This window comes from Campylobacter sp. P0109, assembly GCF_002138755.1.
GTDB classification, from domain to species: Bacteria; Campylobacterota; Campylobacteria; order Campylobacterales; family Campylobacteraceae; genus Campylobacter; species Campylobacter devanensis.
In genome coordinates this window covers 61,799-85,771 of the sequence record NZ_MJKK01000002.1, presented here as the reverse complement: position 1 = coordinate 85,771, position 23,973 = coordinate 61,799, and the positions used below count along the sequence as shown (strand labels likewise).

The window sequence follows — 23,973 nt, the reverse complement described above, 5'->3', positions numbered from 1 at the left end:
AAACGCTATCTAAATAGCAATCTCACTAAATAAACTCAAAGCAAAATCATCAAATTTAGCCCCTTTTAAATGGCTTTTACAAAATTCCACAATAACCCCATGATAACGACAAAAAAGCTCATTGTCGCCTATATCACCAATTGCTTTATAAATCTCATCTCTATCGATACTCTCTAGCCACTCCCTAGCCTCTTCATAGCTTTCAAATTCATATCCTAAAGCGCTTAAAATTCTATTAGTATAGCTATCTACGACCATCACATCACGCCCACAACCAAAGCACAAAATAGAATAAACGCTCTCAAGTCCCAAGCCCTTTTGTGCTATAAGCCACTCAAAGCTAACGCTACTAGCAAACTCATCAAAATTACCAAATTTATCTATAATTTTATTACAAAGCATACTAAGCCTTTTGGCTTTGGTATTATAAAATCCACTTGGCTTGATAAGTTCGCTTAAAACTTCGATATCTAAATTTGCGATATCTGATAGCTCTTTAACCCCATAATCTCTTAAATTGGCTAAAGATTTTTCCACACTTGACCACTTAGCATTTTGAGTCAAAATCGCACCCACTATAACCCAAAAGCTCCCATAATCTGGCCACCAATGTCTATTTAACTCAAAGTCAAACTCGCAAACCCCATCAAGTGCCAAAAATAGCTCAACACTTCTCAATATCATCCTTTATACTTTGCCAAAATTGCTTAGCATTTCTTGCGCTTCTTACACCCTTACTAGCTGCAAAAGCAAGCGCTTGAGTTTTTAGGCGATTTTTATCTATATCACACCCTTTAAAAAGATTATAAACAATATCCATATACTCATCTACGCTAAGCTCATAAAAGCTAATGTGCAATCCAAATCTATCAGCTAGGCTTAAATTTTCTCTACTATTTTCTTTTTCGACGATATAATTGTCGCTATTTGGGCGGCTTCTTACTAAGTGCTTTAAATTGCTTGTAGCATAAAATATTGCATTACTTGGCGGAGATTCAATCGAGCCTTCTAAGAGGCTTTTAAGCTCAATTAGAGCCTTATCCCCATTTTCAAATCCAAAATCATCACAAAAAATTATAAATTTATACTTTTTCTTATCTCTTATTTTATCAAGAATTTTATGCAAACTTTTTAACTCTCTAGCACTTATCTCGATTAAACGCAGGTTTTTATTCATAAATTTACAAAATATTCCACGCACTAAACTAGACTTTCCACAGCCTCTCTCGCCCCACAAAAGCGCATGATTTATCACTCCGTGCTCAATAAATTTAATTGTATTAAGCTCAAGCTGTTCTATTTGACTTTGCAAATTTACAAAACTATCAAGTTCAATTTTAGCAATATCTCTAACCGGTCTTAACTTGCCATCTCGCACGAGTGCTGCATAGGTATTTCTCCATTTTATTTTCATTAAAATAATCCTATTACTCTAGAGCTATAATCATATTGCGCATATGGATTATTTTTATTTTGATAAATATGTTGAATTAAATTTGACTCGTTTTGCTCAGATTGATTCTTATTACTTTGAGTTTTATCATCATTTTGCTTATCTTGCTTTTGCTCTTTTAGTAATTCATTTTGAATTTCAATCTTAGCATCAATCTCCATATTTGTAGCTGTTGCTGCTACTTGAAGATCAGCTGAGCTTGGCTGGGCTGGTGCTAGGGCTGCTCTTTTGATTTGGGCGGCCTTTTTTAATGTCTCTTCTGGAGTTTTGCCTGGTGATGTATCTATGCCAACCTCGCCACCTATAGCATACATCTTATTATCTGGGCCTCTTTGGTAGCTATAACTAGCCCCAGTAGTTAGTCCAGCTCCTGCTGACATGTGAGCTGCTTCATGATTGCGAACCTCTATATCTCGCTTTTGAAGTTCTATTACTTGAAGTTTTTGCTCTTGACTTAGCTCATGTTTATATCTCTTTTTTAACTCTGCTTGAGTTTGATTGTTGTGCTTATGGCTCTCTTGATCACCTGTTTTTGCATCAGCTTGTTGATTATCTACCATATAATTTGGCTGGTAGTATGAAACACTTGAAATCATCATCTATTTTTCCTTAAATAGCTCAAAATTTCAGCCAAGACATCGTCATCATCTTTGCTTGGCGATTTCAAAGCAACTTTTGTTCCAGCAATTTTGGTTAATGTTATATTTTGTTCATAGTTACTAATATGTTTAAATTCTTGTTTAGCGGCCATAATTTTAATAGCAATAATATCTAAAAATTGCTTAGTATAAACATCAAGCTTACCAAATCTATCCTCAATCTCACCACCAATCTCATAAACTTCGCTTACCTCAGTACATTTACTAAGTCGTCTATAAAGTTCAAGTCGTAGCCTATCTTCAGCAATTAATTCACTATTTAAAAATGCATTTACGCTTAGTTTTATATCGACTTGAGTATCGTTTTTGTTATCTTTATTTAAAAGTAAATTTATCTCATCTTCAAGCATTTTAAGATATAAAGAGTAACCAATAGCTTCTATATGGCCACTTTGTGCCTCACCAATTAGATTTCCTCCACCTCTAATTTCTAAATCATGATAAGCTAATAAGGCGCCACTGCCTAAGAATGAATTTGATTCTAGTGCTACAAGTCGTTTAATCGCTTCATCGCTTAAACTCTGTCTATCTTCCACCAAAAAGTAGCAAAATCCCTGCTTAGCACCCCTACCAACTCTACCACGTAGCTGATGCAAATCTGCAATACCAAATTTATTAGCTTCATCTATTATTATAGTATTTGCATTTGGCAAGTGAATTCCACTTTCTACAATACTAGTACAAAGAAGCAAGTCATACTCACCATTAGCAAATTTAATCATCTCATCTTCGCTAGTTTTAGCATCAATTTTACTATGAAGAGTTAAAATTTTTAAAGTCGGCACAATCTGCTTTAGCTCACGTTCAATACTAGGCATATCAGCAATTTTATTATGAAGATAAAAAATTTGCCCAGCACGGCGAATTTCACGCATAATTGCTTCTTTAATCAAGCTTCTATCCCACTGCTTAACAAAGGTGCGAACATCTAATCTATCAAGCGGTGGCGTGGTAAGAGTAGCATAGCTTTTAATAGAGCTAAGTGCCATATTTAAGCTTCTTGGAATTGGGGTTGCTGACATTGATAATAGATGAGAATGCTCGCTAAATTCCTTTAGTTTCTCTTTTTGCTTTACGCCAAATTTATGCTCTTCATCGATTATTATAAGTCCTAAATTTGCACTTTGTACACTAAGCAAAGCATGCGTTCCAATTGCTACAAGTGGTTTGCCATCTTGCAAATCAGCTTGCAAGCGTGATTTATCTTTTGTGCTACTAAATCTATCTAGTCGTCTTACATCAATATCAAATTTACTTAGTCTCTCTTGTAAACTTTTGTAGTGCTGAGCACAAAGTAAGGTAGTAGGCACAAAAAATAGCGCTTGAAATCCACTCTTAACACAGGCAAATATCGCATTCATCGCCACTTCAGTTTTACCAAAACCGACATCGCCGCTTAAGAGCATATCCATAACCTTACCGCTTTTTAAATGACTTAAAATGCTATTTATAGCTCTATCTTGGTCACTAGTGTAGCAAAAGCCTGCTTCCATTTGAAATTTAGCAAATTCAGCTGTATTGGCTTCTATTTTAACACCTTCGATTAACTCACGCTTTGCTGCTAAAGCAATAATTTTGCTAGCAATGATAAAGAGTTTTTCTTTGACTTTTTGCTTAAGCTTTGCAAAACTAGCCTTGCCAAGCTTATCTAGGTTAACTACTGCTCCACTTCCAGCGATGTATCTATCTATCATATCAAGATGCTCTGTTGGTAAAAGCAATCTATCATCATTTTGATAAGTTAAAACAACAAATTCTTTGCTACTACCAAGCACTCTTATTAACTCCAGACCAGCAAATTTACCAATTCCATACTCGCTATGAACGACAAAATCTCCAATCTTTAACTCATCTAAAACAATACTAGCCTTGCGTCTTTTTTGACGTGAAATAGGCTGATTTAGGCTAATTATTAACTCATCTTTGCTTATTAGATTTAGTATTAAGTCACTTTGAATAAAATTTAAATTTAAATTAATATCAAGCCCCAATGCTCTAAAAGCACTCTCATTAGAGCTTAAAATATCTATTTTTTTATCTTTGTGAAAATTAATTAGTTCATTATTTATCTTGCCTTCAAATGGCCTATATGATTTTGCTAAAGGCAAGATTGTTACCGCCTCAAGAGCGCTTATATCCATCTCGCACTCATCAAAATCTATATCTCCATCACGCACAGCCTCAAACTGTTCTAAATAATTTATAAATCCATCAATTACCCAAAATCCAAATGAATTTAGATCATGCGTAAGAGAATTTGACTCTATATGCTCAGCACTCTTTAATGCATTTTTAAATTCAGTCTGATCAAGCGCAGCCACATATGGAGTAATAGTGATGCTTTGTTCATCTTTTATACTTTTTTGCGTAGCTGGGTCAAACCTACGAATACTCTCAACTAGATTAATATCAAGCAAAATTCTACACGGCCACTCATCAGCTACGCTATAAATATCAATAATATCTCCGCTAATCCTAATCTCTCCCCTACTTTCGACAATATCAACAAAAGTATATCCATAAGCTAGCATTTCGTTTTTAAAACTATTTAAATCAATTGTATCGGCAAAATTTATATTTTTTACTCTTAATTGATTAGCGCTTGGTAATTTATGTAGGATTGTTCGAAATGGAGTTATTAAAAGTTTATTTGAATTAGAACTTTGCCAAAAGCTGCTTAAAGCTTTACTAATATCTAAAAGCTCACTATTAAACGCCCGTAAATCATCGCCTCTTTTAGCTCTAAAATCAGGCAAAACAAAACACTCACGCCCAGCATAAGTCGCTGCTGCGTAAGCCTTAGAAGCGCTCTTATCGTCGCTTACTATTAATATTTTAAATTTATCCCTATGAGCTTTAAAAAACTCATATATCTTTGCTTGCACCACTTTCCTCTGTGTCAATTATCTCAAAATTCTCTAGCGATTGCATTGAATTTGACTTTTTAAGAGAGCTTTTACCATCAAATTTACCACCATTTTCTATGCTAAAGCTACCTGAACAAATATCACCTAACACAAATCCACCACTTAAAATCTCCACTGAATCTGCATCTACATTGCCTTCAAAAATACCATTTACTACAATTTTATTAGCTGATATTATTCCTGTAACCTTACCATTTTTACCAATTACTACTGTGTTATTTGATTTTATCATACCATCTACATGACCTTCAATATATAAAACTGAACCGCAGGCTAACTCGCCTTTTATATATGCGCCTTCTGATATTATGGTTGTTTCAGAGTTAAATTTGCTACTGCCTTTACCAAAGACTGCCATGTTACTCGCTTCTCCTTTTCAAATATTTCTTCATAGTTTTTTCGACTCCAATTGATAAAATTTATCGGGTCAAGTGGCCGCTGTACAAATCTTATCTCATAGTGCAGATGCGGACCTGTACTTATACCAGTATTTCCACTATAGCCTATTAGATCGCCCTTTTTAACAAACTGTCCCTCTTTTACCACATCTTTTCTAGATAGATGGGCAAATCTAGTCTTAAAGCCAAAATTATGCTCTAAAACTACTAAATATCCATATCCACCAACTACATTAAATCCCGCCACTTGTACCACTCCATCTGCTGGAGCATACACTGGAGTTCCAATTGGTGCTCTAAGGTCAATTCCTTGGTGAAGATGCTTATGCCCTAACACTGGATGAGTTCGCCAACCAAATGCTGCCGTAATACCGCCATCTTCTATTACCTTGCCATTTGGAATCATTGAAAATATTATATTTTGTTGCTCAACAGTAAGCTTAATCTGCTCTAATCTATCATCAATTGTAGTAATATTTGAGTCATCATTTAACCCGATTTGCTCTTCTAAAAATGAAATTTTATCTTCTATAGCCATCAACTCCTCTTCTTTGGTTGAAAGCTTTTGTTTTATATTTTCATACTCTATATTTAAATTTTTACTACTACTTATTAGCTCCTCTTTAGTCTCTCTTAGAACATTTGTCTCATCTTGCAAATATCCCATATATAGCCCACCAAGAACAAAAATAAGCAATAAAACCGCAACAACATATATAAAAATTCTCTTTAAAACCTGGCTTAATAAATAATTTCTAGAGCCATTGACATCAGTTATAGTAACAACAATCTTATCTTTCAATCTCTTCCTTAATGAAGTTTTCTACTAACATAAATGAACCAAAGACTAAATATTTCTCATTTTCATCTAAATTTGTAAACTCGCAACATGTAATACCAAGATCTTTGGCAATTTGAGTTATCTTATGTGTAGCTAATTTTCTACTATAGCTTTTATAATTATAGATATGGATTTTACCAATAAAAGGCTTTAAGCTTAATAAAACGCCAAAGATATCCTTATCATCAAAGGCATTATATATTAAATTTATCTCTCTCCAACCTATATTTTGCAAATTTTGAGCTATAGCCTTAGCAGCGTGAGCGTTATGTCCAACATCAATTATAAGATTTGGCTTTATTTTTTCACATCTGCCACGCAAAGTTAAGGCGCCTAAATTTGATATGATTTGGGCTAAATTCTCTATATTTAAAATATTGGCTGCATTTACTGCTAAACTTAAATTTGCTCTTAAAAATTCTGGTAAATTAAATTTAATAGCATAATTTTGAATCTCTTTAGCATAAATTTCACTTTGCTTTATTAATCTTACACTTTTTTGCTTAGCAATTTGATTTGCTAACTCCATACAGGCAAACTCACTACTAATTAATGCTTGATTTTGCATTGAATTAAGTTTAGTTTTAGCAATTTCTTCTATCGTACTACCAAGCATATCAATGTGATCTAGACCAATAGGGGTAAATATACTAAGAGACTTATCAAAGGCATTTGTCGCATCATATTCACCGCCCATTCCAGCCTCTAAAATTAAAAAATCATACCCATCAAAAATTACCCCAGCCATCAATGTTGCCCACTCAAAGTAGCTTAAACTCTCTACTATTTCACTAGTATTATTAAGTAAACTAAAAATCTCTAAAAGTCTATTGTGAGCTAAATTTAATCTAAATTTATCAATTTCTTCAAAACTACTATAAAATCTCTCACTAAAATCAAAAATATGCGGACTAGTATAATGTCCAACTTTTTTACCAGCTCCAGCTAAAATTTGAGCTAAAAATCTACCTGTACTTCCCTTGCCATTTGTGCCTACTATATGGATTATAGGTGGTAAATTTAAGTGTAATTTAACTAAATTAAATATCCTAGGAAATCTAGTATAATCAATCTCATCATAATATAATGGTTTTTTATTTAAAAATGCTTCATAATCCATCAAAGTGCTCGTATACAATTTATCCCCTCATTTTTAGCTGTTTGCAACCCTAAATTTACCCTTTGTAGCATCTCATTTTGGCTATTGCACTCTGAGCGTGTAGCAATTCCACAACTTGCACTTACTATTATGTGCTCATCTTTATATCTAAATTTACACCCACTAATATCATTTATCATAATTTCAGCTAAGCTATTAGTAGCATTTTTATCTAAATTACCTACCAAAATCACAAACTCATCCGTATTTGTTCTAGCTATAAACTCTCCATTTACACAACGATTTTGTACGATTTTAGCCATTGTAGATAAAATTGCATCTTTGGCATTTGCTCCATATTTTGCCTTGATTTCATCTAGTAAATTTATCCCAATAGCTACAATGCTATAATCAACACCATACTTTACTCTAGCCTCTTCGATATTAGCAAGTTCTATCTCAAAGCTATTTTTATTATTAACTCCTGTTAGCTCATCGGTCTTACTTTGCTCCATCATCTCTTCAAGCTCTTTTATACGCTCTTTTAATCCATTAATTATCTTGCTATCATCGCTAAGCTTTAACCCCATAGCCGAAATTTCACTACGAAGTGAATTTGATGTATTTTGTAGTTTTTGTCTAATAGCATTATATTCATCATAGCTAGTTATGCTATTTATCTCAAAAATCGCACCATCAAGACTGCTGCCATTATCTAAAAGAGTATTAGCAAAATCTTGAATTTGTTTATTTAAATTGTTTAAAATCTCATCTAAGGCGCTAATTTTTTGTTTTATCTCATTTTGGTCTAATCTTACACGCTTTAAAATACATTTTTTAATATCTTCTTCCATAGCTTGACTAGTTAATAAAGCAGGATTAGATCTTAAATGCTCACTTACTCTAGCTATATCATCATCTGCACCAGGCGCAATAGATGGTACAAGAGCAGCAATTAATAACTCGCAGTAAGATAGATATTCTAAATTTTTCTCTTTAGTTTTATATTTAAATTTCTCAATTTTAGAAATTATGGTTTCTATATCATCACTTTGTTTGATTCCATATTTTTCAAGTCGCTTGATGTAATTAGTATCAAAATGGCTAACAAACTCAAACCATCGGTCTCTGATTAAATTTAAATTCTCAACATTAATTGTTCCATCTAGCATAGAATAGCTTGAATTAGCTAGTTCTTTAGCCTTATTATTGTGCATTAAATTTATAGCATGCAACACTCGTTTTAAAAGCATTGTCTGGGCTTGACTGATTTTAGCTATATCATTTAGATTAGCACGATTTAATCTAAAACAGATAAAAGCAAAAAGCTCATCAATGCTTTTTACATTTATCTTTTTTATCTCATCTTGATAACTCTTATCTAAGCGAGCAATATAGCCTTCAAGTCTCTTGCACTCATTTGCACTCAGCCCTCGCCTAGCTGCAGCCGCACAAAATAACTCATGATAGTTATCTGGAGTTAGAATAATATTCTTATCACTCGCCTCCTTAAATACATCTTTGATAACCTCAGAGATTAGGCTTGCCATCTAAAAGACCTTGCATAGCTAACTTACTTACAAACTCGTCAAAACACTGCAAAGATGCATTTGTAATAGCATCAAATCTCTCATTATCGCTAATAACACTATCGGTAAATCTTCTATCATTTAGTCGCTTTGTAACTCTAAAATCATAATCTCCGCTAGTTAAAATACTCTTTATTGAGCCATCTTTTTGCTTTAATCTATATTCCATTACTAAATTTGCTTTATATGCTGTAGCATATCCAAATTGATCATATGATATAGCTGAAAATGTAAGCGATTTAATAGAAGCTATTATTATGCTATCAGCCTCATTTTTATCTACTAAATTTACACCTAAGCGTCTAAGCATTGCTGATTTTATACCATCTTTTATAGCCACAGTACTCTCAGGATCAGTTTTACTAATTATCACATCAACCCAAACGCTGCTGCCTATAGCATCTCTAGCTGCCACGCTAGATGGTTTGTAGCCACAACCTGCGATAAAAAACGCTAGCAATAAAATGGCAATTAATCTCACTCTATCCCTTTATAACTATATTTACAAGCTTATTTGGCACATAAATTTCTTTTATAATCTCAGCTGAGCCAATCCACTTAGATGCAGCGATTTTGGCTTGATTTATAATCTCTTGGTCGCTTAAACTCTTATCTATCTCTATCTCGGCTCGTCTTTTGCCATTTATAGTGATAGCTAAATTTATAGTATCACTCTCAAAAACTTCGCTTTTAAGCTCGATTTTTCTAAGATTTTTAAGCCCAAATAACTCACTACTAAGCTCCCAAGATACATGCGGGATAATAGGCTCAAGCAAACTTAAAATTATATAATACCCCTCCGTCCATATATCTTTGTTTTGTTGAGCATTTAGGGCATTTAGAGCCTCCATACAAGCAGCTATTAAGGTATTAAATGTAAAGCTACTCTCAAAAACCTCGCTTGATTTTTTAAGTGCTTCATAGACTTTTAGTCTTGCGTATTTCTCATCTTTGTTTAAATTTGAGTGATTTATAGATGGGATTTGCTCTGTTTTATAGGCATTTACACTTCTATCACAAAGCCTATTTATAAACTTAAAAGCACCCTCAACAGCGCTATCATTCCACTCAAGCTCCTTTTGCGGTGGGGCTGCAAAAAGTATAAATAGCCTTGCGGTATCAGCACCATATCTATCTATAATCTCATCTGGATCAACCGTATTTCCCTTGCTTTTACTCATTTTAGCGCCATCTTTTAAGACCATACCTTGAGTTAATAAACTAGCAAAAGGCTCACTATCACGCAAATAGCCAAGATCTCTTAAAACTTTTTGAAAAAATCTAGCATATAAAAGATGAAGTATAGCGTGTTCTATCCCACCGATATATTGATCTACACTCATCCAATAATCAACACTTTTTTTATCAAAGGCTACTTTTTCCCAAGTTTTCTCATCACTTGCATATCTAGCAAAATACCAGCTACTTTCAAAAAATGTATCCATAGTATCGGTTTCTCTTTTAGCTTCACCACCGCATTTAGGGCATTTACATTTTTTGAAATTTGGATGCTTGTCTAGCGGATTTCCCTCACCTGTGATACTCACATCTTCAGGCAATAAAACAGGCAAATTCTCAATACTCTCGCACACAACTCCGCATTTATCACAATGCACTATAGGGATCGGCGCACCCCAATATCTCTGTCTAGAGATACCCCAATCTCTTAATTTGTAGTTTGTAACCTCTTTACCGCTACTGCTATTTTCAAAGTAATTTATGATAGTTTTACTAGCCTCATTATAATCCATATTATTTATCATATCTGAATTTATATGCTTGCCACTCTTTTGAGTATATGGCAACTCATCGCACTCTATTATCTTTTTAATAGGTAGGTTAAATTTAATAGCAAACTCATAATCCCTCTCATCATGAGCAGGCACCGCCATCAAAGCCCCATGACCATACTCAGCTAAGACGAAATTCGCACACCATATCGGCACTAGCTCTTTGGTTATCGGATGGATAGCATTAATGCCTAGATAGACCCCATCTTTATCGGCTATTTGGCGCTCTTTTGGACTTTGATTTAGCATAAATTTGATCTTATCTTTTATCTCTTTTGGGGTATTATCACTATTTAAAATCTTTTTTGTAAGGCTATGCTCTGGCGCTAAAGCACAATAGCTAACCCCATAAATAGTATCAGCCCTAGTAGTAAAGACCATAAATCCATCTTCACTAGTAATCTCCTTGCTACGATCATCAAGCTTAAATTCAAACTCAAGCCCACTGCTTTTACCTATCCAATTTTCTTGCATAGTTATAACTTGATTTGGCCATTTGCCATCTAAATCTTTTAAACACTCCAAAAGCTCATTAGCATAATCTGTGATTTTAAGATAATATCCTGGCATCTCTTTTTGGATTACATCGTGGCCACATCTCCAGCATTTGCCATCTTCTACTTGCTCATTTGCCAAAACTGTTTGGTCATTTTCACACCAATTTACCACAGCAGATTTGCGATATACCAAGCCTTTTTCATACATTTTTATGAAAAACTCTTGCTCCCATCTTGTATAGAGTGGATCACTAGTAGCTAATAAGCGATTTTTAGAAAAGCTTAACCCCAAGGTATCAAGCTCTTTTATCATATATTCTATATTTTCATATGTCCATTTTTTAGGATGAATTTTATGCTTTATAGCGGCATTTTCTGCTGGCATACCAAAGCTATCAAAACCCATTGGTTGAAGGACATTAAACCCCATATTTCTATAATACCTAGACAAGGCATCACCTATAGCGTAGTTTCGCACATGCCCCATGTGAAGTCTGCCGCTAGGATATGGAAACATAGATAAAATATATTTTTTAGGCAAGCTATAATCATCTTTTGGCTCGCTATAACCGCTATCTCTCCAAGCAGTTTGCCATTTATACTCTATATCTTTAGCTACATATTGCATTATCTATCCTTAAAATTCATCTCTAGTTTTATACGCTTCTATCAATATCAAAATAATAGAAAATATATTTGCCAAAATCGCACCTATAACTAGCGTATATACCATACTTTGGCTATAGCCAGTTATTAGCAATACAAAAGCAGGAATTAGGTGTAAATCAGCCACCAATGAACTAGCAAAAAGCTCCGCTGCGAGCAAATTTCTTACTCCTACTTTCAATAGAGTTGAGATCAAATTTATACTAGCAGCGATAAACAGAGCCACAGCACTATCTTCAAATAAAAACCCAGCCGTAGTAGTCAAGCTCATAAGTGCAAAAAATGTAAATATAACCTTACCCCAATCCATATAAACTCCTTATAATCTACCTTTTTCATACATAGCGCGAATTTTCTCTTTCTCTTTTTTTCTTAGCTCCTTAGCAACAATCAACGCTCTATAACCCTCAACACTAAATCTAAACCAACTTAGCATAGGTGCTGCTATAAAAACCGAGCTTAGAGTGCCGATTAAAATTCCAATTATCATAATAGTAGAAAATCCATGTATCATATCTCCACCATAGAAAAATAGGGTAATCACCGCTAAAAGAGTAGTCACAGAAGTCATCAAAGTCCTAGAAAGAGTAAGCGATACAGACTCATTAATCACCCCAAATAACTCTATAAATTTACTATCTCTAATCCTCTCTCTAATCCTATCAAATATAATAATAGTATCGTTTAGCGAGTATCCTAAAACAGTTAAAACCGCCGCTAAGGTATCTAAATTCACATCAATACCAAGCAAACTAATAGCCCCAAGCACGATAACTACATCGTGAATTTCACTAAATATAGCTGCTATTGCAAATCTCCACTCAAACCTAATACCGATATAAATAAGTATCAAAATAAGCGAAACCGCAATAGCCATTATACCTTTTTGCCTTAATTCACTACCGATTTTTGGCCCTACTACATCAACTCGGCGAATCTCAAATTCCCCACTACCTTTAAGCATATCAGCCACAAAATCCCCAGGATTATTGCCCAAACTATCACTAGTTGTGGTATATCTAATGGTAATTTCGCTAGCTGAACCAAACTCTGTGATACTAGCATTTTTCAAAATTTCATTAGTGGCAAATTTCTGCCTAATCAAATCTATTGGTGCATCCTTATCATGATATTTAACCTGAATTAGCGTCCCACCAGCAAAGTCAATCCCATAATTTAACCCCTTGGTAAATAAAAGCGCAACAGAGCCAAAAAACAGCACACCACTAAGAGCAAACATCACCCATCTAATGCTCATAAAATTATATATTTTACCCTTATCAAATATCTGCATTTTAGCCCCTTTTAATCCTATAACCAAACCACAGCACGCTACTACCCTTTTCTATCTTGCGACTTAAAAACTCAAACATCCCATGGGTACCTAAAATCGCCGTAAGCATAGAGGCTACAATACCTATACTCATAGTTACAGCAAAGCCCTTTACAGGCCCAGTGCCATAAGCATACAAAGCAGCTGAAGTTATAAGCGTGGTTAAATTCGAATCTACGATAGCACTCATAGCATTTTGATAACCCTTTTGGATACAAGTGTGGATATTGTGACCCTCTTTTAAAAGCTCTCTAATACGCTCATTTATAATCACATTGGCATCCACGGCCATACCAATAGTAAGCAAAATACCAGCCATACCAGGAAGTGTAAGCGTCGCACCAAATAGAGCCATAACCGCTATAAGTAGCACTATATTAACAACCAAAGCGATATTAGCCAAAACTCCAGCTAGACCATACACCATAACCATAAATATCAAAACCAAAATAGCACCCACAGATAGCGCCACCATACTTTGATCGATACTTTGCTGACCTAGACTTGGGCCTATGCTTCTTTTCTCTTCTAAATTAACAGGAGCTATCAATGCCCCGCTTCTTAAAGCTATAGCCACATCTCTAGCCTCTTCTACACTAAATCCACCGCTTATCTGACCGCTTCCACCGCCGATTCTCTCATTAATAGATGGAGCTGAATATACTCTATTATCTAATACTATAGCAAGTCTTTTACCTACATTTGCCCCAGTAAAATCCCCAAATATCTTAGCACCTTGAGCATTTAGAGTAAAATTTATAATTGGCATATTTGTTTGATTATCAAATGCCACCTTAGCATCTACTAGCATACTACCATCTAAAACAGGAATTTCATTAACTAAATACTTATATCTTGGATTTCTAGCATCGCTTAATAGCAAATCTCCATAAGCTGCGGCCTCGTCTTCGTTCATAGTTTGAGCCATATCTTGGCGTTTTTCATCTACTGCCATGAGCTGTAAATGCGCTGATTTAGCTATCAAATCCATAGCTCTTTGCTCATCGGCTGCATTTTTAATACCAGGAAGTTCAACTAAAATTTTATCTTCACCTTGCTTAATCACCGTAGGCTCAGCCAAGCCAAACTGATCTAAGCGATTTCTGATAGTCTCTACTGCTTGATCTACTGCGTATTTGGCTGTGTCGATCTTCTCTTGCGGGGTGAGTAAAACTCTGTAATTTAGCTCATCTTTTTGAATTTCAATACCACTGATTTTAGATAAAATTCCATCTAATTTCTTGATATCATCACTATCTAAAAGAGCTATACTAATCCCGCTCTCATCGGCTTTTAATCTATCTACTAAGATATCATTTTTATCAGTATCGTATTTGATAGCTGAAGCTATTGATTTGATTTTGGATATTAAGGCTGCGTCTGTTTGGACGCTTAATAGCATATATAAACCACCTTGTAAATCAAGCCCTAGGCTTACCTTTTTACCATTTTGACTATCAGTAAAGCTTGGTATAGAAAAAAATATACCAAACACCAAAGCAAGGATAAAAACTATAAGCCTATAAGTTACCCTACTTCTCATCACTTGACTCTATTTTGTCCAATTTTTTGGCGACAAAATTTCTATCAATGCGGACAATTACATCATCATTAAGTTTAACTTTGATAAAATCATCTTCTGGTTTTACCACTTCGCATACTAAGCCTCCATTTGTGATGATTTTATCACCTTTTTGGAGATTTGCTAGCATATTTTTATGCTCACGCTGCTGCTTTTGCTGTGGTCTAATAACCAAAAAATAGAATATTGCAAACAATACAACAAGAGGTAATAATGAAGTTAGCATTGAATTTTCTGCCATGTAAATCCTTTAAGAAAAAATTAGTTGCCTATTTTACATTAAAATTTATAATAAAAGGCTTTATGATCTCTATTTTGCTATCCCTTTTTATATTTTTGGATCTACTAAATTTAAAATACATAGCAAATTTAGGGCTTTTAAGTGCGATTATAGGCTTATATATCCTTTTAAAAAGCGATAGAAAAATTTGGTTTTGGAGTGGGTTTTTTATCGGATTATTTTGGTTTTATTGGATTAGTTTTAGTTTGGTTTATTATAATTTTGGCTATCTTATACCTATTGAAATTTTGGGAATTTGCTTAATATATGGCTCTATATTTTTAGCTGTTAGTTGGCTAGAGAGTATCTATATCAAGGCTATTTTCTTGCTATTTGCTAGTTATGTGGCACCTTTTGGCTTTGATTGGTTGAATTTTGAATTGATATTTGTCGATACGCTTTTTAAGCCTACTATTTATACTCTTGCTTTGGTGCTTATATCTATAATTATAGCTATTAAATTTAATATATATATTGGTATCTCATTGCTTATTTGCTCTTTAGCGATTAATTACAACTATAAAACTGAGTCTAAAAGCCTTCCTTTTGATATCTCACTTATTAGCACAAATATTAGTCAAGATAAAATCTGGGAACGCTCTATAAAAGATAAAATTGTAAAAAGCAATCTTGATATGATTGATCAAGCTATAAGCGATGGCTCTAGAATTGTAGTTTTACCTGAGAGTTCATTTCCACTATTTTTAGATCATAGTGAAATTTTACTTAGCGTTTTAAAACAAAAATCATATCAAATCGCCATCGTAGCTGGAGCTCTAGGAGCTAATAATAATAAGATATATAATTCAACCTATCTTTTTGATAAAGGGGAAATAAAAAGACTTGACAAGCTAATATTAGTGCCATTTGGTGAAGAGATACCACTTCCAAATTTTATTAAAAATTTAATAAATGAGATATTCTTTGATTCAGCCGTAGATTATAGTCATGCTAATAGCGTAAGTGATTATGAGATAGATGGAGTCAAGATACGAAATGCTATCTGCTATGAAGCTACCAAAGATGAGCTATTTAAGGATAATCCTAAATTTATGATAGCTATTAGCAATAATGCGTGGTTTAGCCCATCTACTCAGCCAAATTTACAAAGCAAACTACTAAAACTAAAAGCATATAAATACAAAACCACAATCTATCATAGTATAAATGGCAGCCCTAGCCAGATGATTACTCCATAAATGTTACTATAAGTAACTTTTAATTACTATTTTATAATTTTTATTTTATTATTAAATTTTAATAATTTAAATTTTTTATATAGCAAACATAATTAAATTTGGCAAAAAGTTTTGGTTGATATAGATTTAATGAGCAGTGTTGCAGTGATTAAAGATCTATTTGTAGTGGTTGAAAGTGTATTATTACAAAGTCAAGTAAAACTTGGTGGTATCTATGAAGTTGTTGAAAATAATGAGATTGAATTTGGTATAAAAGGTGACTACCAGACAACTGGTATAGAAGATTATGATAACATACTCAACTATGGTGTATATGTAGGGTATAACTACAAATTTTAATAAAATGGGCGAAGAAATTCGCCCTAATTTATACTTAAATTTACTCTAAATCTATCTAAATTTACAATTATGCACCAAGATATCTTTTGCGAATTTCATCGTTGCCTATCATATCTTTTGATACACCTTCCATAACGATATGGCCATTTTCTAATACATAGGTATAATCACTGGTTTTAAGCGCTAAAAATGCATTTTGCTCAACCAATAATATAGTAATACCCTCTTCTTTAAGCCTCTCAATAATATCAAAAACCTCGCCTACAATCTTAGGAGCAAGGCCAAGGCTAGGCTCATCAAGCATTAAAAGCTTTGGCTCACTCATTAAAGCTCTAGATATAGCTAACATTTGAGCCTCTCCACCGCTTAGAGTTCCAGCAAGCTGATCACGCTTTTGCTTAAGCCTTGGAAATAGATCATACATAGTCTCTTTTAAATGCTCATAGTTTTCATCATTATTAAAAGCACCCATTTTAAGGTTTTCTTCTACGGTTAAGTTTATAAATACTCTTCTACCTTCAGGCACCAAAGCAATTCCTTGCCTTACAAGTGTATGGGTTTTATGCCTACTAGTATCATATCCTAAGAAATTTATCTGGCCACTTCTTTTAACTGAGTTTATAAGTGCATTTAAGGTGCTACTCTTTCCGGCACCATTTGAGCCTATAAGGCTTACTATTTGGCCAGTTTGCACAGAAAAGCTAATCCCCTTTACAGCCTCAATCATTCCATAATATACATGCAAATTTCCAACATCTATCATTGTATAAAATCCCCTAAATAAGCACTTATAACATCTTCGTGTTTTACCGCATCAGCTGGCGAGCCAGTAAAAATCACCCTACCATAATCAAGCACTAAAACCCTATCGCAAAGATGATTTACAAATTTCATATCATGCTCAATTAATAAAATAGATAACCCATCAGTAGCCCTAAGATCAAATATCAAATTTGCCAACTCATCAGTCTCGCTAGGATTCATACCAGCTGCTGGTTCATCTAGTAAAAGTAGTTTTGGATTAGTTGCTAACGCTCTTGCTATCTCTACTTTGCGCTGCGTTCCGTAACTTAAGTTTTTCGCAAATTCATTAGCATATCTAGCAATACCTAAACGCTCTAAAATTGCCATAGCGCGCTCTTTGGCTATTCTTTCAGATTTAGCAAATCTACCAAGATGCAAACAAGCTTCTAAAAAACTATATTTTGTTGAGCTATTTAAGCCGATTAATACATTTTCTAAGACAGTAAGAGAACCAAAAAGACGAATATTTTGAAATGTTCTAGCAATACCTAAATTTACAATTTTATTTGGCTTAATTCCATTTAATCTTTTGCCATCAAATTTGATCTCACCACTGCTTGGCTCATAGGCTCCAGTAATTATATTAAACATAGTAGTTTTTCCAGCCCCATTAGGCCCAATAAGCCCAAAAATCTCTCCAATTTTTACACCAAAGCTAGTCTCTTTGATAGCCTCTACGCCACCAAAATTTTTACAAATTTTACTTAGTTCTAATATCATTTGCGTCTACCTCTAAATAGATCCCCTAGCTCCATCTGCCCCATAATACCCTTTCTAGCAAATAGCATTACAAAGATTAATACTAATGAGAATACAACCATTCTAAGCCCTGGGTAAGCCTCAGTTTGATAGCCAAAGATATTCATAGGCTCATCTAAAAATCTTAGCCACTCACTACCACCAATTACTAACACTGTACCAATAATAGCTCCAGTAGTACTACCAAGTCCGCCAAGCACTATGATAATAAGCAGTAAGAATGTAAACATAAATGTAAATTGATCAGGACTAACACTACCTAATAATCCAACTAGTAAAGCTCCACCCATACCTTCAAAAAATGCACTTACACAAAACGCTGTAGTCTTAGTAGCAAAGGTATTAATCCCCATCGCAATAGCTGCGTCTTCATCATCTCTTACGGCCTTCATAGCTCGGCCAAATTTAGAATATACTAAATTTAAAATTACAACAGTAGCAAAAATAGCCAGTCCACCACTATAAAAAATATTTGTAAAACGGCTTAAATCTCCATTACTATCTACTCTCATAACCTCATTTAAGCCAATTGAACCATTTGTAAAGGCAGGAAAATTTACAGCTAAAAGTTGAATTATAAAACCAAACCCCAAAGTAACAATAGCTAAATAATCACCCCTAACTCTAAATACAGGCATAGCAAGCAGTAAAGCTAAAAGTGTAGCACAAACACCACTGATAAACATTGCTAAAATAAAATTACTAGTATAAATAGCTAAGATAATATTTGATGGCTCAGCTGCATCAAATTGATATAGCTTAGAATCAGCATTAAGAAGCAAAATAGCAGCTACATAAGCCCCAACAGCCACAAACCCATTTGGCTCAAGACTAAATTGTCCAGTAACTCCATTTATAAGATTATAGCTAATAGCAAGAGTAATAAATATAGCAATATTATTTACAATTCCTAAACTATACTCGCCTAGATACGCATCACAGAAAAATAAAAACCCAATTGCTAAAATAACAGCTAACCAAAATTTAAATCTACTTGCCATCTAAAACCTACTCTTTTCAAAATTATATCCCAAAATTCCAGTTGGTTTAAATAGTAAAACCAAAATCAAAAAGATAAATGCAAAAGCATCTTTAAACCCTGCAAGATCTGGAAATAGTGCCACAGCAACAACCTCTGTAAATCCAATAATAAATCCGCCAAGCACAGCTCCGCCAACGCTACCAATACCGCCAAGCACCGCAGCGGCAAAAGCCTTAAGCCCAATTAATACGCCCATTAATGGATCGATACTAGGATAATTAATAGCCCAAAATACACCGCCAATGGCAGCAAGAGATGAACCAAGTCCAAAAACAATAGATATGATTAAATTTGCATCAATTCCCATTAAATTAACTGTACTAATATCAAAAGCAAGCGCTCTAATTGCTATGCCATATTTTGTTTTATAAAGCACATACAACACTATTATTAATAAAAATATTGTAATTACTGGTACAAAAATAGCACTAACTGGCAATGTAATCGCACCAATACTTACTACTTGTTCAAAAAACTCAGGTACATTAAATGATCTAGGTGTGCCACCAAACACTACTTGAAACACATTTTCAAGTAAAAAACTAATACCAATAGCTGTAATTAATAGTGAAATTCTAGGAGCTGAGCGAAGTGGTTTATAAGCAATCTTATCAGTACAAACACCAAGAAGTGCCGATACAACAACTGCAAAAAGTAAAGCAAATCCAAAAGGAAGTGTCATACTAGTCATACAAAACAAAGCCACATATGCCCCAACCATCATAATATCGCCATGAGCAAAGTTGATAAGCCTTAAAACACCATAAACCATAGTATAGCCAATAGCTATCAAAGCATACATGGATCCAAGACTAAAACCATTTACCATCTGCTGTAAAAATAGAGTAATATCCATAAATTTCCTTCTACATAAACCTAATATTGTGCCAAAAACTACTAAACTCTAAGTAAATTTATTCATTTCTTAAGGTAGTTAAAATATCTACATTACTAGCTTTTTTGGCTGGATAATATGATGATAGCAAAACAATTACTATCGCACCAATCAAAATCATTGCTAAATCACTTAAAGCTAACTCCATTGGTAATTTTGAGCTTCCATAAACATCAGCAGGTAAATTTACTATATCAAAGCTACCTAGCAACCATACTCCAAAAAGCCCCAAAATAAGACCAAAAATTATCCCGCTTCCTCCAATTACAACACCTTGAACAAAAAAGCTTTTTTTAATCTCGCTTTTACTAGCACCAAGTGCAAGCAAAAGAGCAATCTCTTGACGACGATTCATCACAGTCATCAAAAGTGAGCTAATAATATTTAAACTAGCTACCAAAATAATAAGCATTAAAACAATAAAAAGCGCCCTTTTTTCCAACTCCAAAGCACTAAAAAAATTACCATTTTGTTCCCACCATCCGATGGCTCTTTGACCTGGGGATAGATTTTGATTTAATTTGACAATATCACTCTTTGGATCATCTGAGTAGATATGAATTCCATCATATCTACCACTTTCATAGCCTAAAATTTTAGCCAAAGCATTAACATCTGTATAAGAATAAGCCTTATCATATGCGATTAATCCGGAGCTAAAATTAGCTACATAATTAAATCTTTTCATCGTTGGCATAGATACTAACCCGCCAGCACTAAGCTGCATAAATAACATAGTAACCTTCTCATTAAGCGAAAGGGCAAAATCATCAGCAATCCCCTTGCCTAAAACTATCTCAAAGCCCTTTGGCGTGGTATCTTTTAAGGCTTCATTAATTACAGAGTTTATCTGCTTTTCATCATCAAAATTCACACCAAACAGCAATCCACCCTCTAGCTTGTTGCCATATTTTACAATAGCTTGTGTAGAGATATATGGGCTAAATTTAAGCTCTTTAAACTGCTCTTTAAGCCTGATTACATCGCTATCATCGATAGAGCCTTTCATATAGCTTATAATCGTGATTGGATAGTTCATAGTAAATAGCTTACGCTCAAATTCTTTATCAAAACCATTCATTATAGCCATAGCAATTATAAGCACCATAAGCCCAACACTAACCCCCAAAAAAGCTAAAATCGCCGATAGTGTGATAAATGGCTGAGACTTATCAAATCGTAGATATTTAAATAGCAGATACTTAACCACTAGGCAAAGACTCCGATTTTTGGCCCACTCTTACCACAACACTCTTTATATTTTAATCCACTACCGCAAGGGCAAGGCGAGTTGCGAGATGGTTTTTTACCGGTTTTTAGGCTCTCTTTTGGCGTTTCTATATCTTTAGATTTTGGCTCTTGCGATGGCTCTTCTATTTTAAATTTAACCACCTGTAAGGCTCTTGCACTCTCTGTTTTAAGCTTACTCACAAGCTCCATAAAGAGATTATAGCTCTCTTTTTTATACTCTGTTAGGGGATCTTTTTGGTTATAGCCTCTTAATCCAATGCCAGTTTTTAAGATATCCATTTGATATAGATGCTCTCTCCAAGCAGCATCTAAAATTTGAAGATATAGCAATTTTTCAATCCCTTTTCTTTGCTCACTATCTATATTTGACATCTTATCTTCATAATCTTTAGCTAATTTCTCTACTATAATATCTTTTATCTCTTGATAATCCAGCCCTTTTAACTCACTAGGATCTATATCAATCAAGCTATTTTCTTTAATTATCAAACACAATCTATCTATATCAAAATCCTCGCTCAATCCACCAGCAATGATATTAGCATCTTCAAGCATCATCAAGACTAAATCTTGGCGATTAGAAGCAATCTTATCTTTAAGATCGCTATTTGGATCTAGTAGCTCATCTCTATATTTATATATAGTTTTTCTCTGTTCATTTGCTACATCATCATACTCTAAGACATGCTTTCTACTCTCAAAATGCAAGCTCTCTACTTTCTTTTGAGCATTCTCTACAGCACGAGTAACTAGCCTACTCTCTATACTCTCACCCTCTTCTATACCTAGTCTTTCCATAATAGCTTTTATCTTATCACTACCAAATATCCTAAGGAGATTATCTTCTAAGCTTAGATAGAATCTACTAATACCAGGATCGCCCTGACGCCCAGCACGACCTCTTAATTGATTATCTATACGGCGACTCTCGTGCCTTTCTGTGCCTATGATATATAACCCACCAAGCGCTCTAACCTCATCATCGATTCTGATATCCACGCCACGACCAGCCATATTAGTTGCAATAGTTACAGCACCTTTGGCTCCAGCTTCGGCAATGATTTGCGCCTCTTTTTCATGATTTTTAGCATTTAAAACTGAGTGAGCTATACGCTCTTTAACTAGCATTTTGTGAAATACTTCACTCTTTTCGATACTTGCAGTACCTACTAGCACTGGCTGACCTTTAGCATTTGCTATTTTTATCTCTTCTATTACAGCTTTAAATTTCTCATTTTCACTCTTATATATTAAATCATCTTTATCAACTCTTTTAATTGGTAGATTAGTTGGGATAGAGATTACATCTAAGTTATAAATTTGAGCAAATTCAGCTGCTTCAGTCTGTGCTGTACCAGTCATTCCAGCAATTGTTCCATACATCCTAAAGTAATTTTGAAAAGTAATATCAGCTAAAGTCTGGCTCTCTTCTTGGATTTTTACACCCTCTTTAGCTTCTAAGGCTTGATGAAGGCCTTCACTAAATCTTCTACCTTCGCTAAGTCTACCAGTAAATTCATCTACAATTACCACGCCTTCATCACGAACTACATAGTGTACATCTTTTTCAAATAGATTATGAGCTTTAAGAGCTTGGTCTAGATGGTGGCTTAAGATTGCATTTTCTAAATTATATAAATTTTCTACACCAAATAGCTGTTCAGCTTTAGCGATTCCAGCCTCAGTTATTATTATAGTTCTACTCTTTTCATCTACTATAAAATCCCCAGTTGGCTTATCTTGTGGTGTGGCTGCTGGCTCTCCTCTTTTCATAGCTCTTGCTACCTCATCAGCCTTAATATATCCATCTAATGTGCGATTAGTAGGCCCTGAGATAATCAATGGAGTTCTAGCCTCATCTATTAAGATACTATCAACCTCATCTACAATTACAAAATTATGCTCTCTTTGCACCTTGCTAGATAGTTCAAATTTCATATTATCACGCAGATAATCAAAGCCAAATTCATTATTTGTCCCATAAGTTATATCAGCATCATATGAGGCTTTACGCTTTGTATCATCATACTCGCCACCTACTATAATACCAACACTAAGGCCTAAAAAATTATATATAGCACTCATTTGAGTAGCATCTCTTTTGGCTAAATAGTCATTTACTGTAACTACATGAACCCCTTTTTTATCCATAGCATTTAACACCACTGGCAAAGTCGCTACTAAGGTTTTGCCCTCACCAGTTTTCATCTCTGCAATCTTGCCTTCATTTAAAACCATACCGCCTATTAATTGGACATCGAAATGTCTCATATTTAGCGTTCTTTTTGACACCTCTCTAACAATAGCAAAAACATCATTTAATATGCTATCTTTAGTAACCTTGCCATCTATTAAAGAGCTTTGCAAAGTAATAAATTCGCCCCTTAATTCATCATCACTTAAGGCTTCATATTTTGATTCTAAGGCATTAATTTTGGCTACTCTTTTATAATATTTTTTAATCTCTTTATCATTTTTAGTTCCAAATATTTTTCTAGCTATGAATGAAAGCATATTATATCCTGTAGTTAAAATAAGTCGCTATTTTATCTAAAAATCCCTTAAATTTA

The 23,973-nt window shown here is 34.2% G+C and carries 22 protein-coding genes; 2 read left to right on the top strand and 20 right to left on the bottom strand.

The window, feature by feature from the left end; genetic code table 11:
* Positions 1–9 precede the first annotated feature (9 nt).
* The 14 genes from CIGNP109_RS03075 to yajC are packed head-to-tail and all read right to left on the bottom strand — an operon-like array spanning position 10 to position 15,075.
* Positions 10–678, bottom strand: a complete 669-nt coding sequence (locus CIGNP109_RS03075; RefSeq protein WP_236847544.1) for a 3-methyladenine DNA glycosylase — start codon at positions 676–678, stop codon at positions 10–12.
* Entirely contained in the window at positions 665–1,414 is a 750-nt protein-coding gene (locus CIGNP109_RS03070) for a DUF815 domain-containing protein (protein ID WP_086228161.1), read from the bottom strand. Before CIGNP109_RS03070 ends, CIGNP109_RS03075 begins: the two co-directional genes overlap by 14 nt.
* A complete protein-coding gene (locus CIGNP109_RS03065; RefSeq protein ID WP_086228160.1) occupies positions 1,414–2,052 on the bottom strand; it encodes a putative metalloprotease CJM1_0395 family protein in 639 nt (212 codons plus the stop codon). Before CIGNP109_RS03065 ends, CIGNP109_RS03070 begins: the two co-directional genes overlap by 1 nt.
* Positions 2,049–4,997 carry a DEAD/DEAH box helicase gene (locus CIGNP109_RS03060; RefSeq protein ID WP_086228159.1) on the bottom strand — a complete coding sequence of 983 codons (2,949 nt, stop codon included), beginning with the start codon at positions 4,995–4,997 and terminating at the stop codon, positions 2,049–2,051. Before CIGNP109_RS03060 ends, CIGNP109_RS03065 begins: the two co-directional genes overlap by 4 nt.
* Entirely contained in the window at positions 4,978–5,397 is a 420-nt protein-coding gene (locus tag CIGNP109_RS03055; protein WP_086224802.1) for a bactofilin family protein, read from the bottom strand. Before CIGNP109_RS03055 ends, CIGNP109_RS03060 begins: the two co-directional genes overlap by 20 nt.
* Positions 5,346–6,239: a M23 family metallopeptidase gene (locus CIGNP109_RS03050; RefSeq protein WP_086228158.1), complete on the bottom strand. Its 894-nt coding sequence runs from the start codon at positions 6,237–6,239 to the stop codon at positions 5,346–5,348. Before CIGNP109_RS03050 ends, CIGNP109_RS03055 begins: the two co-directional genes overlap by 52 nt.
* Positions 6,229–7,398, bottom strand: a complete 1,170-nt coding sequence (locus tag CIGNP109_RS03045; RefSeq protein WP_086228157.1) for a Mur ligase family protein — start codon at positions 7,396–7,398, stop codon at positions 6,229–6,231. Before CIGNP109_RS03045 ends, CIGNP109_RS03050 begins: the two co-directional genes overlap by 11 nt.
* Positions 7,398–8,927: a diguanylate cyclase domain-containing protein gene (locus CIGNP109_RS03040; protein WP_086228156.1), complete on the bottom strand. Its 1,530-nt coding sequence runs from the start codon at positions 8,925–8,927 to the stop codon at positions 7,398–7,400. Before CIGNP109_RS03040 ends, CIGNP109_RS03045 begins: the two co-directional genes overlap by 1 nt.
* A complete protein-coding gene (gene lptE, locus CIGNP109_RS03035; RefSeq protein ID WP_086228155.1) occupies positions 8,908–9,447 on the bottom strand; it encodes an LPS assembly lipoprotein LptE in 540 nt (179 codons plus the stop codon). The genes CIGNP109_RS03040 and lptE overlap by 20 nt, the downstream gene beginning before the upstream one ends.
* A gap of 1 nt (position 9,448) precedes the next feature.
* Positions 9,449–11,881 carry a leucine--tRNA ligase gene (gene leuS / locus CIGNP109_RS03030; RefSeq protein WP_086228154.1) on the bottom strand — a complete coding sequence of 811 codons (2,433 nt, stop codon included), beginning with the start codon at positions 11,879–11,881 and terminating at the stop codon, positions 9,449–9,451.
* A 9-nt stretch (positions 11,882–11,890) separates the two neighbouring features.
* Complete coding sequence (locus CIGNP109_RS03025; protein ID WP_086226273.1) at positions 11,891–12,229, bottom strand: DUF6394 family protein; 339 nt, start codon at positions 12,227–12,229, stop codon at positions 11,891–11,893.
* A gap of 9 nt (positions 12,230–12,238) precedes the next feature.
* On the bottom strand, positions 12,239–13,213 hold the full coding sequence (secF, locus tag CIGNP109_RS03020; RefSeq protein WP_086228153.1) for a protein translocase subunit SecF: 975 nt from the start codon (positions 13,211–13,213) through the stop codon (positions 12,239–12,241).
* Position 13,214: 1 nt separating this feature from the next.
* Complete coding sequence (gene secD / locus CIGNP109_RS03015) at positions 13,215–14,798, bottom strand: protein translocase subunit SecD (protein ID WP_086226276.1); 1,584 nt, start codon at positions 14,796–14,798, stop codon at positions 13,215–13,217.
* The gene (yajC, locus tag CIGNP109_RS03010; RefSeq protein ID WP_086224811.1) at positions 14,785–15,075 is read right to left on the bottom strand and encodes a preprotein translocase subunit YajC; all 291 of its coding nucleotides are present in this window, start codon (positions 15,073–15,075) and stop codon (positions 14,785–14,787) included. The genes secD and yajC overlap by 14 nt, the downstream gene beginning before the upstream one ends.
* Between yajC and CIGNP109_RS03005 the strand changes: the two genes are divergently transcribed.
* Together CIGNP109_RS03005 and CIGNP109_RS03000 are read left to right on the top strand one after the other, a co-directional pair.
* The gene (locus tag CIGNP109_RS03005; RefSeq protein ID WP_086228152.1) at positions 15,048–16,313 is read left to right on the top strand and encodes an apolipoprotein N-acyltransferase; all 1,266 of its coding nucleotides are present in this window, start codon (positions 15,048–15,050) and stop codon (positions 16,311–16,313) included. The genes yajC and CIGNP109_RS03005 overlap by 28 nt on opposite strands.
* Before the next feature lie 111 nt (positions 16,314–16,424).
* Complete coding sequence (locus CIGNP109_RS03000) at positions 16,425–16,652, top strand: hypothetical protein (protein ID WP_086226281.1); 228 nt, start codon at positions 16,425–16,427, stop codon at positions 16,650–16,652.
* A gap of 67 nt (positions 16,653–16,719) precedes the next feature.
* Here CIGNP109_RS03000 and CIGNP109_RS02995 read toward each other — a convergent pair whose 3' ends face one another.
* Genes CIGNP109_RS02995 through secA form a run of 6 tightly spaced genes read right to left on the bottom strand, consistent with a single transcriptional unit; the run spans position 16,720 to position 23,917 of the window.
* Positions 16,720–17,415: an ABC transporter ATP-binding protein gene (locus tag CIGNP109_RS02995; protein ID WP_086226282.1), complete on the bottom strand. Its 696-nt coding sequence runs from the start codon at positions 17,413–17,415 to the stop codon at positions 16,720–16,722.
* Positions 17,412–18,176: an ABC transporter ATP-binding protein gene (locus CIGNP109_RS02990; RefSeq protein WP_086228151.1), complete on the bottom strand. Its 765-nt coding sequence runs from the start codon at positions 18,174–18,176 to the stop codon at positions 17,412–17,414. Before CIGNP109_RS02990 ends, CIGNP109_RS02995 begins: the two co-directional genes overlap by 4 nt.
* Positions 18,173–19,216, bottom strand: a complete 1,044-nt coding sequence (locus CIGNP109_RS02985; protein WP_086226284.1) for a branched-chain amino acid ABC transporter permease — start codon at positions 19,214–19,216, stop codon at positions 18,173–18,175. The genes CIGNP109_RS02990 and CIGNP109_RS02985 overlap by 4 nt, the downstream gene beginning before the upstream one ends.
* Positions 19,217–20,113, bottom strand: coding sequence for a branched-chain amino acid ABC transporter permease (locus CIGNP109_RS02980; protein ID WP_086228150.1), 897 nt, complete (start codon positions 20,111–20,113; stop codon positions 19,217–19,219). It lies immediately after the preceding gene.
* A 58-nt stretch (positions 20,114–20,171) separates the two neighbouring features.
* Positions 20,172–21,362, bottom strand: coding sequence for an ABC transporter permease (locus CIGNP109_RS02975; protein ID WP_086228149.1), 1,191 nt, complete (start codon positions 21,360–21,362; stop codon positions 20,172–20,174).
* Positions 21,362–23,917 carry a preprotein translocase subunit SecA gene (gene secA / locus CIGNP109_RS02970; protein ID WP_086228148.1) on the bottom strand — a complete coding sequence of 852 codons (2,556 nt, stop codon included), beginning with the start codon at positions 23,915–23,917 and terminating at the stop codon, positions 21,362–21,364. The genes CIGNP109_RS02975 and secA overlap by 1 nt, the downstream gene beginning before the upstream one ends.
* Positions 23,918–23,973 lie beyond the last annotated feature (56 nt).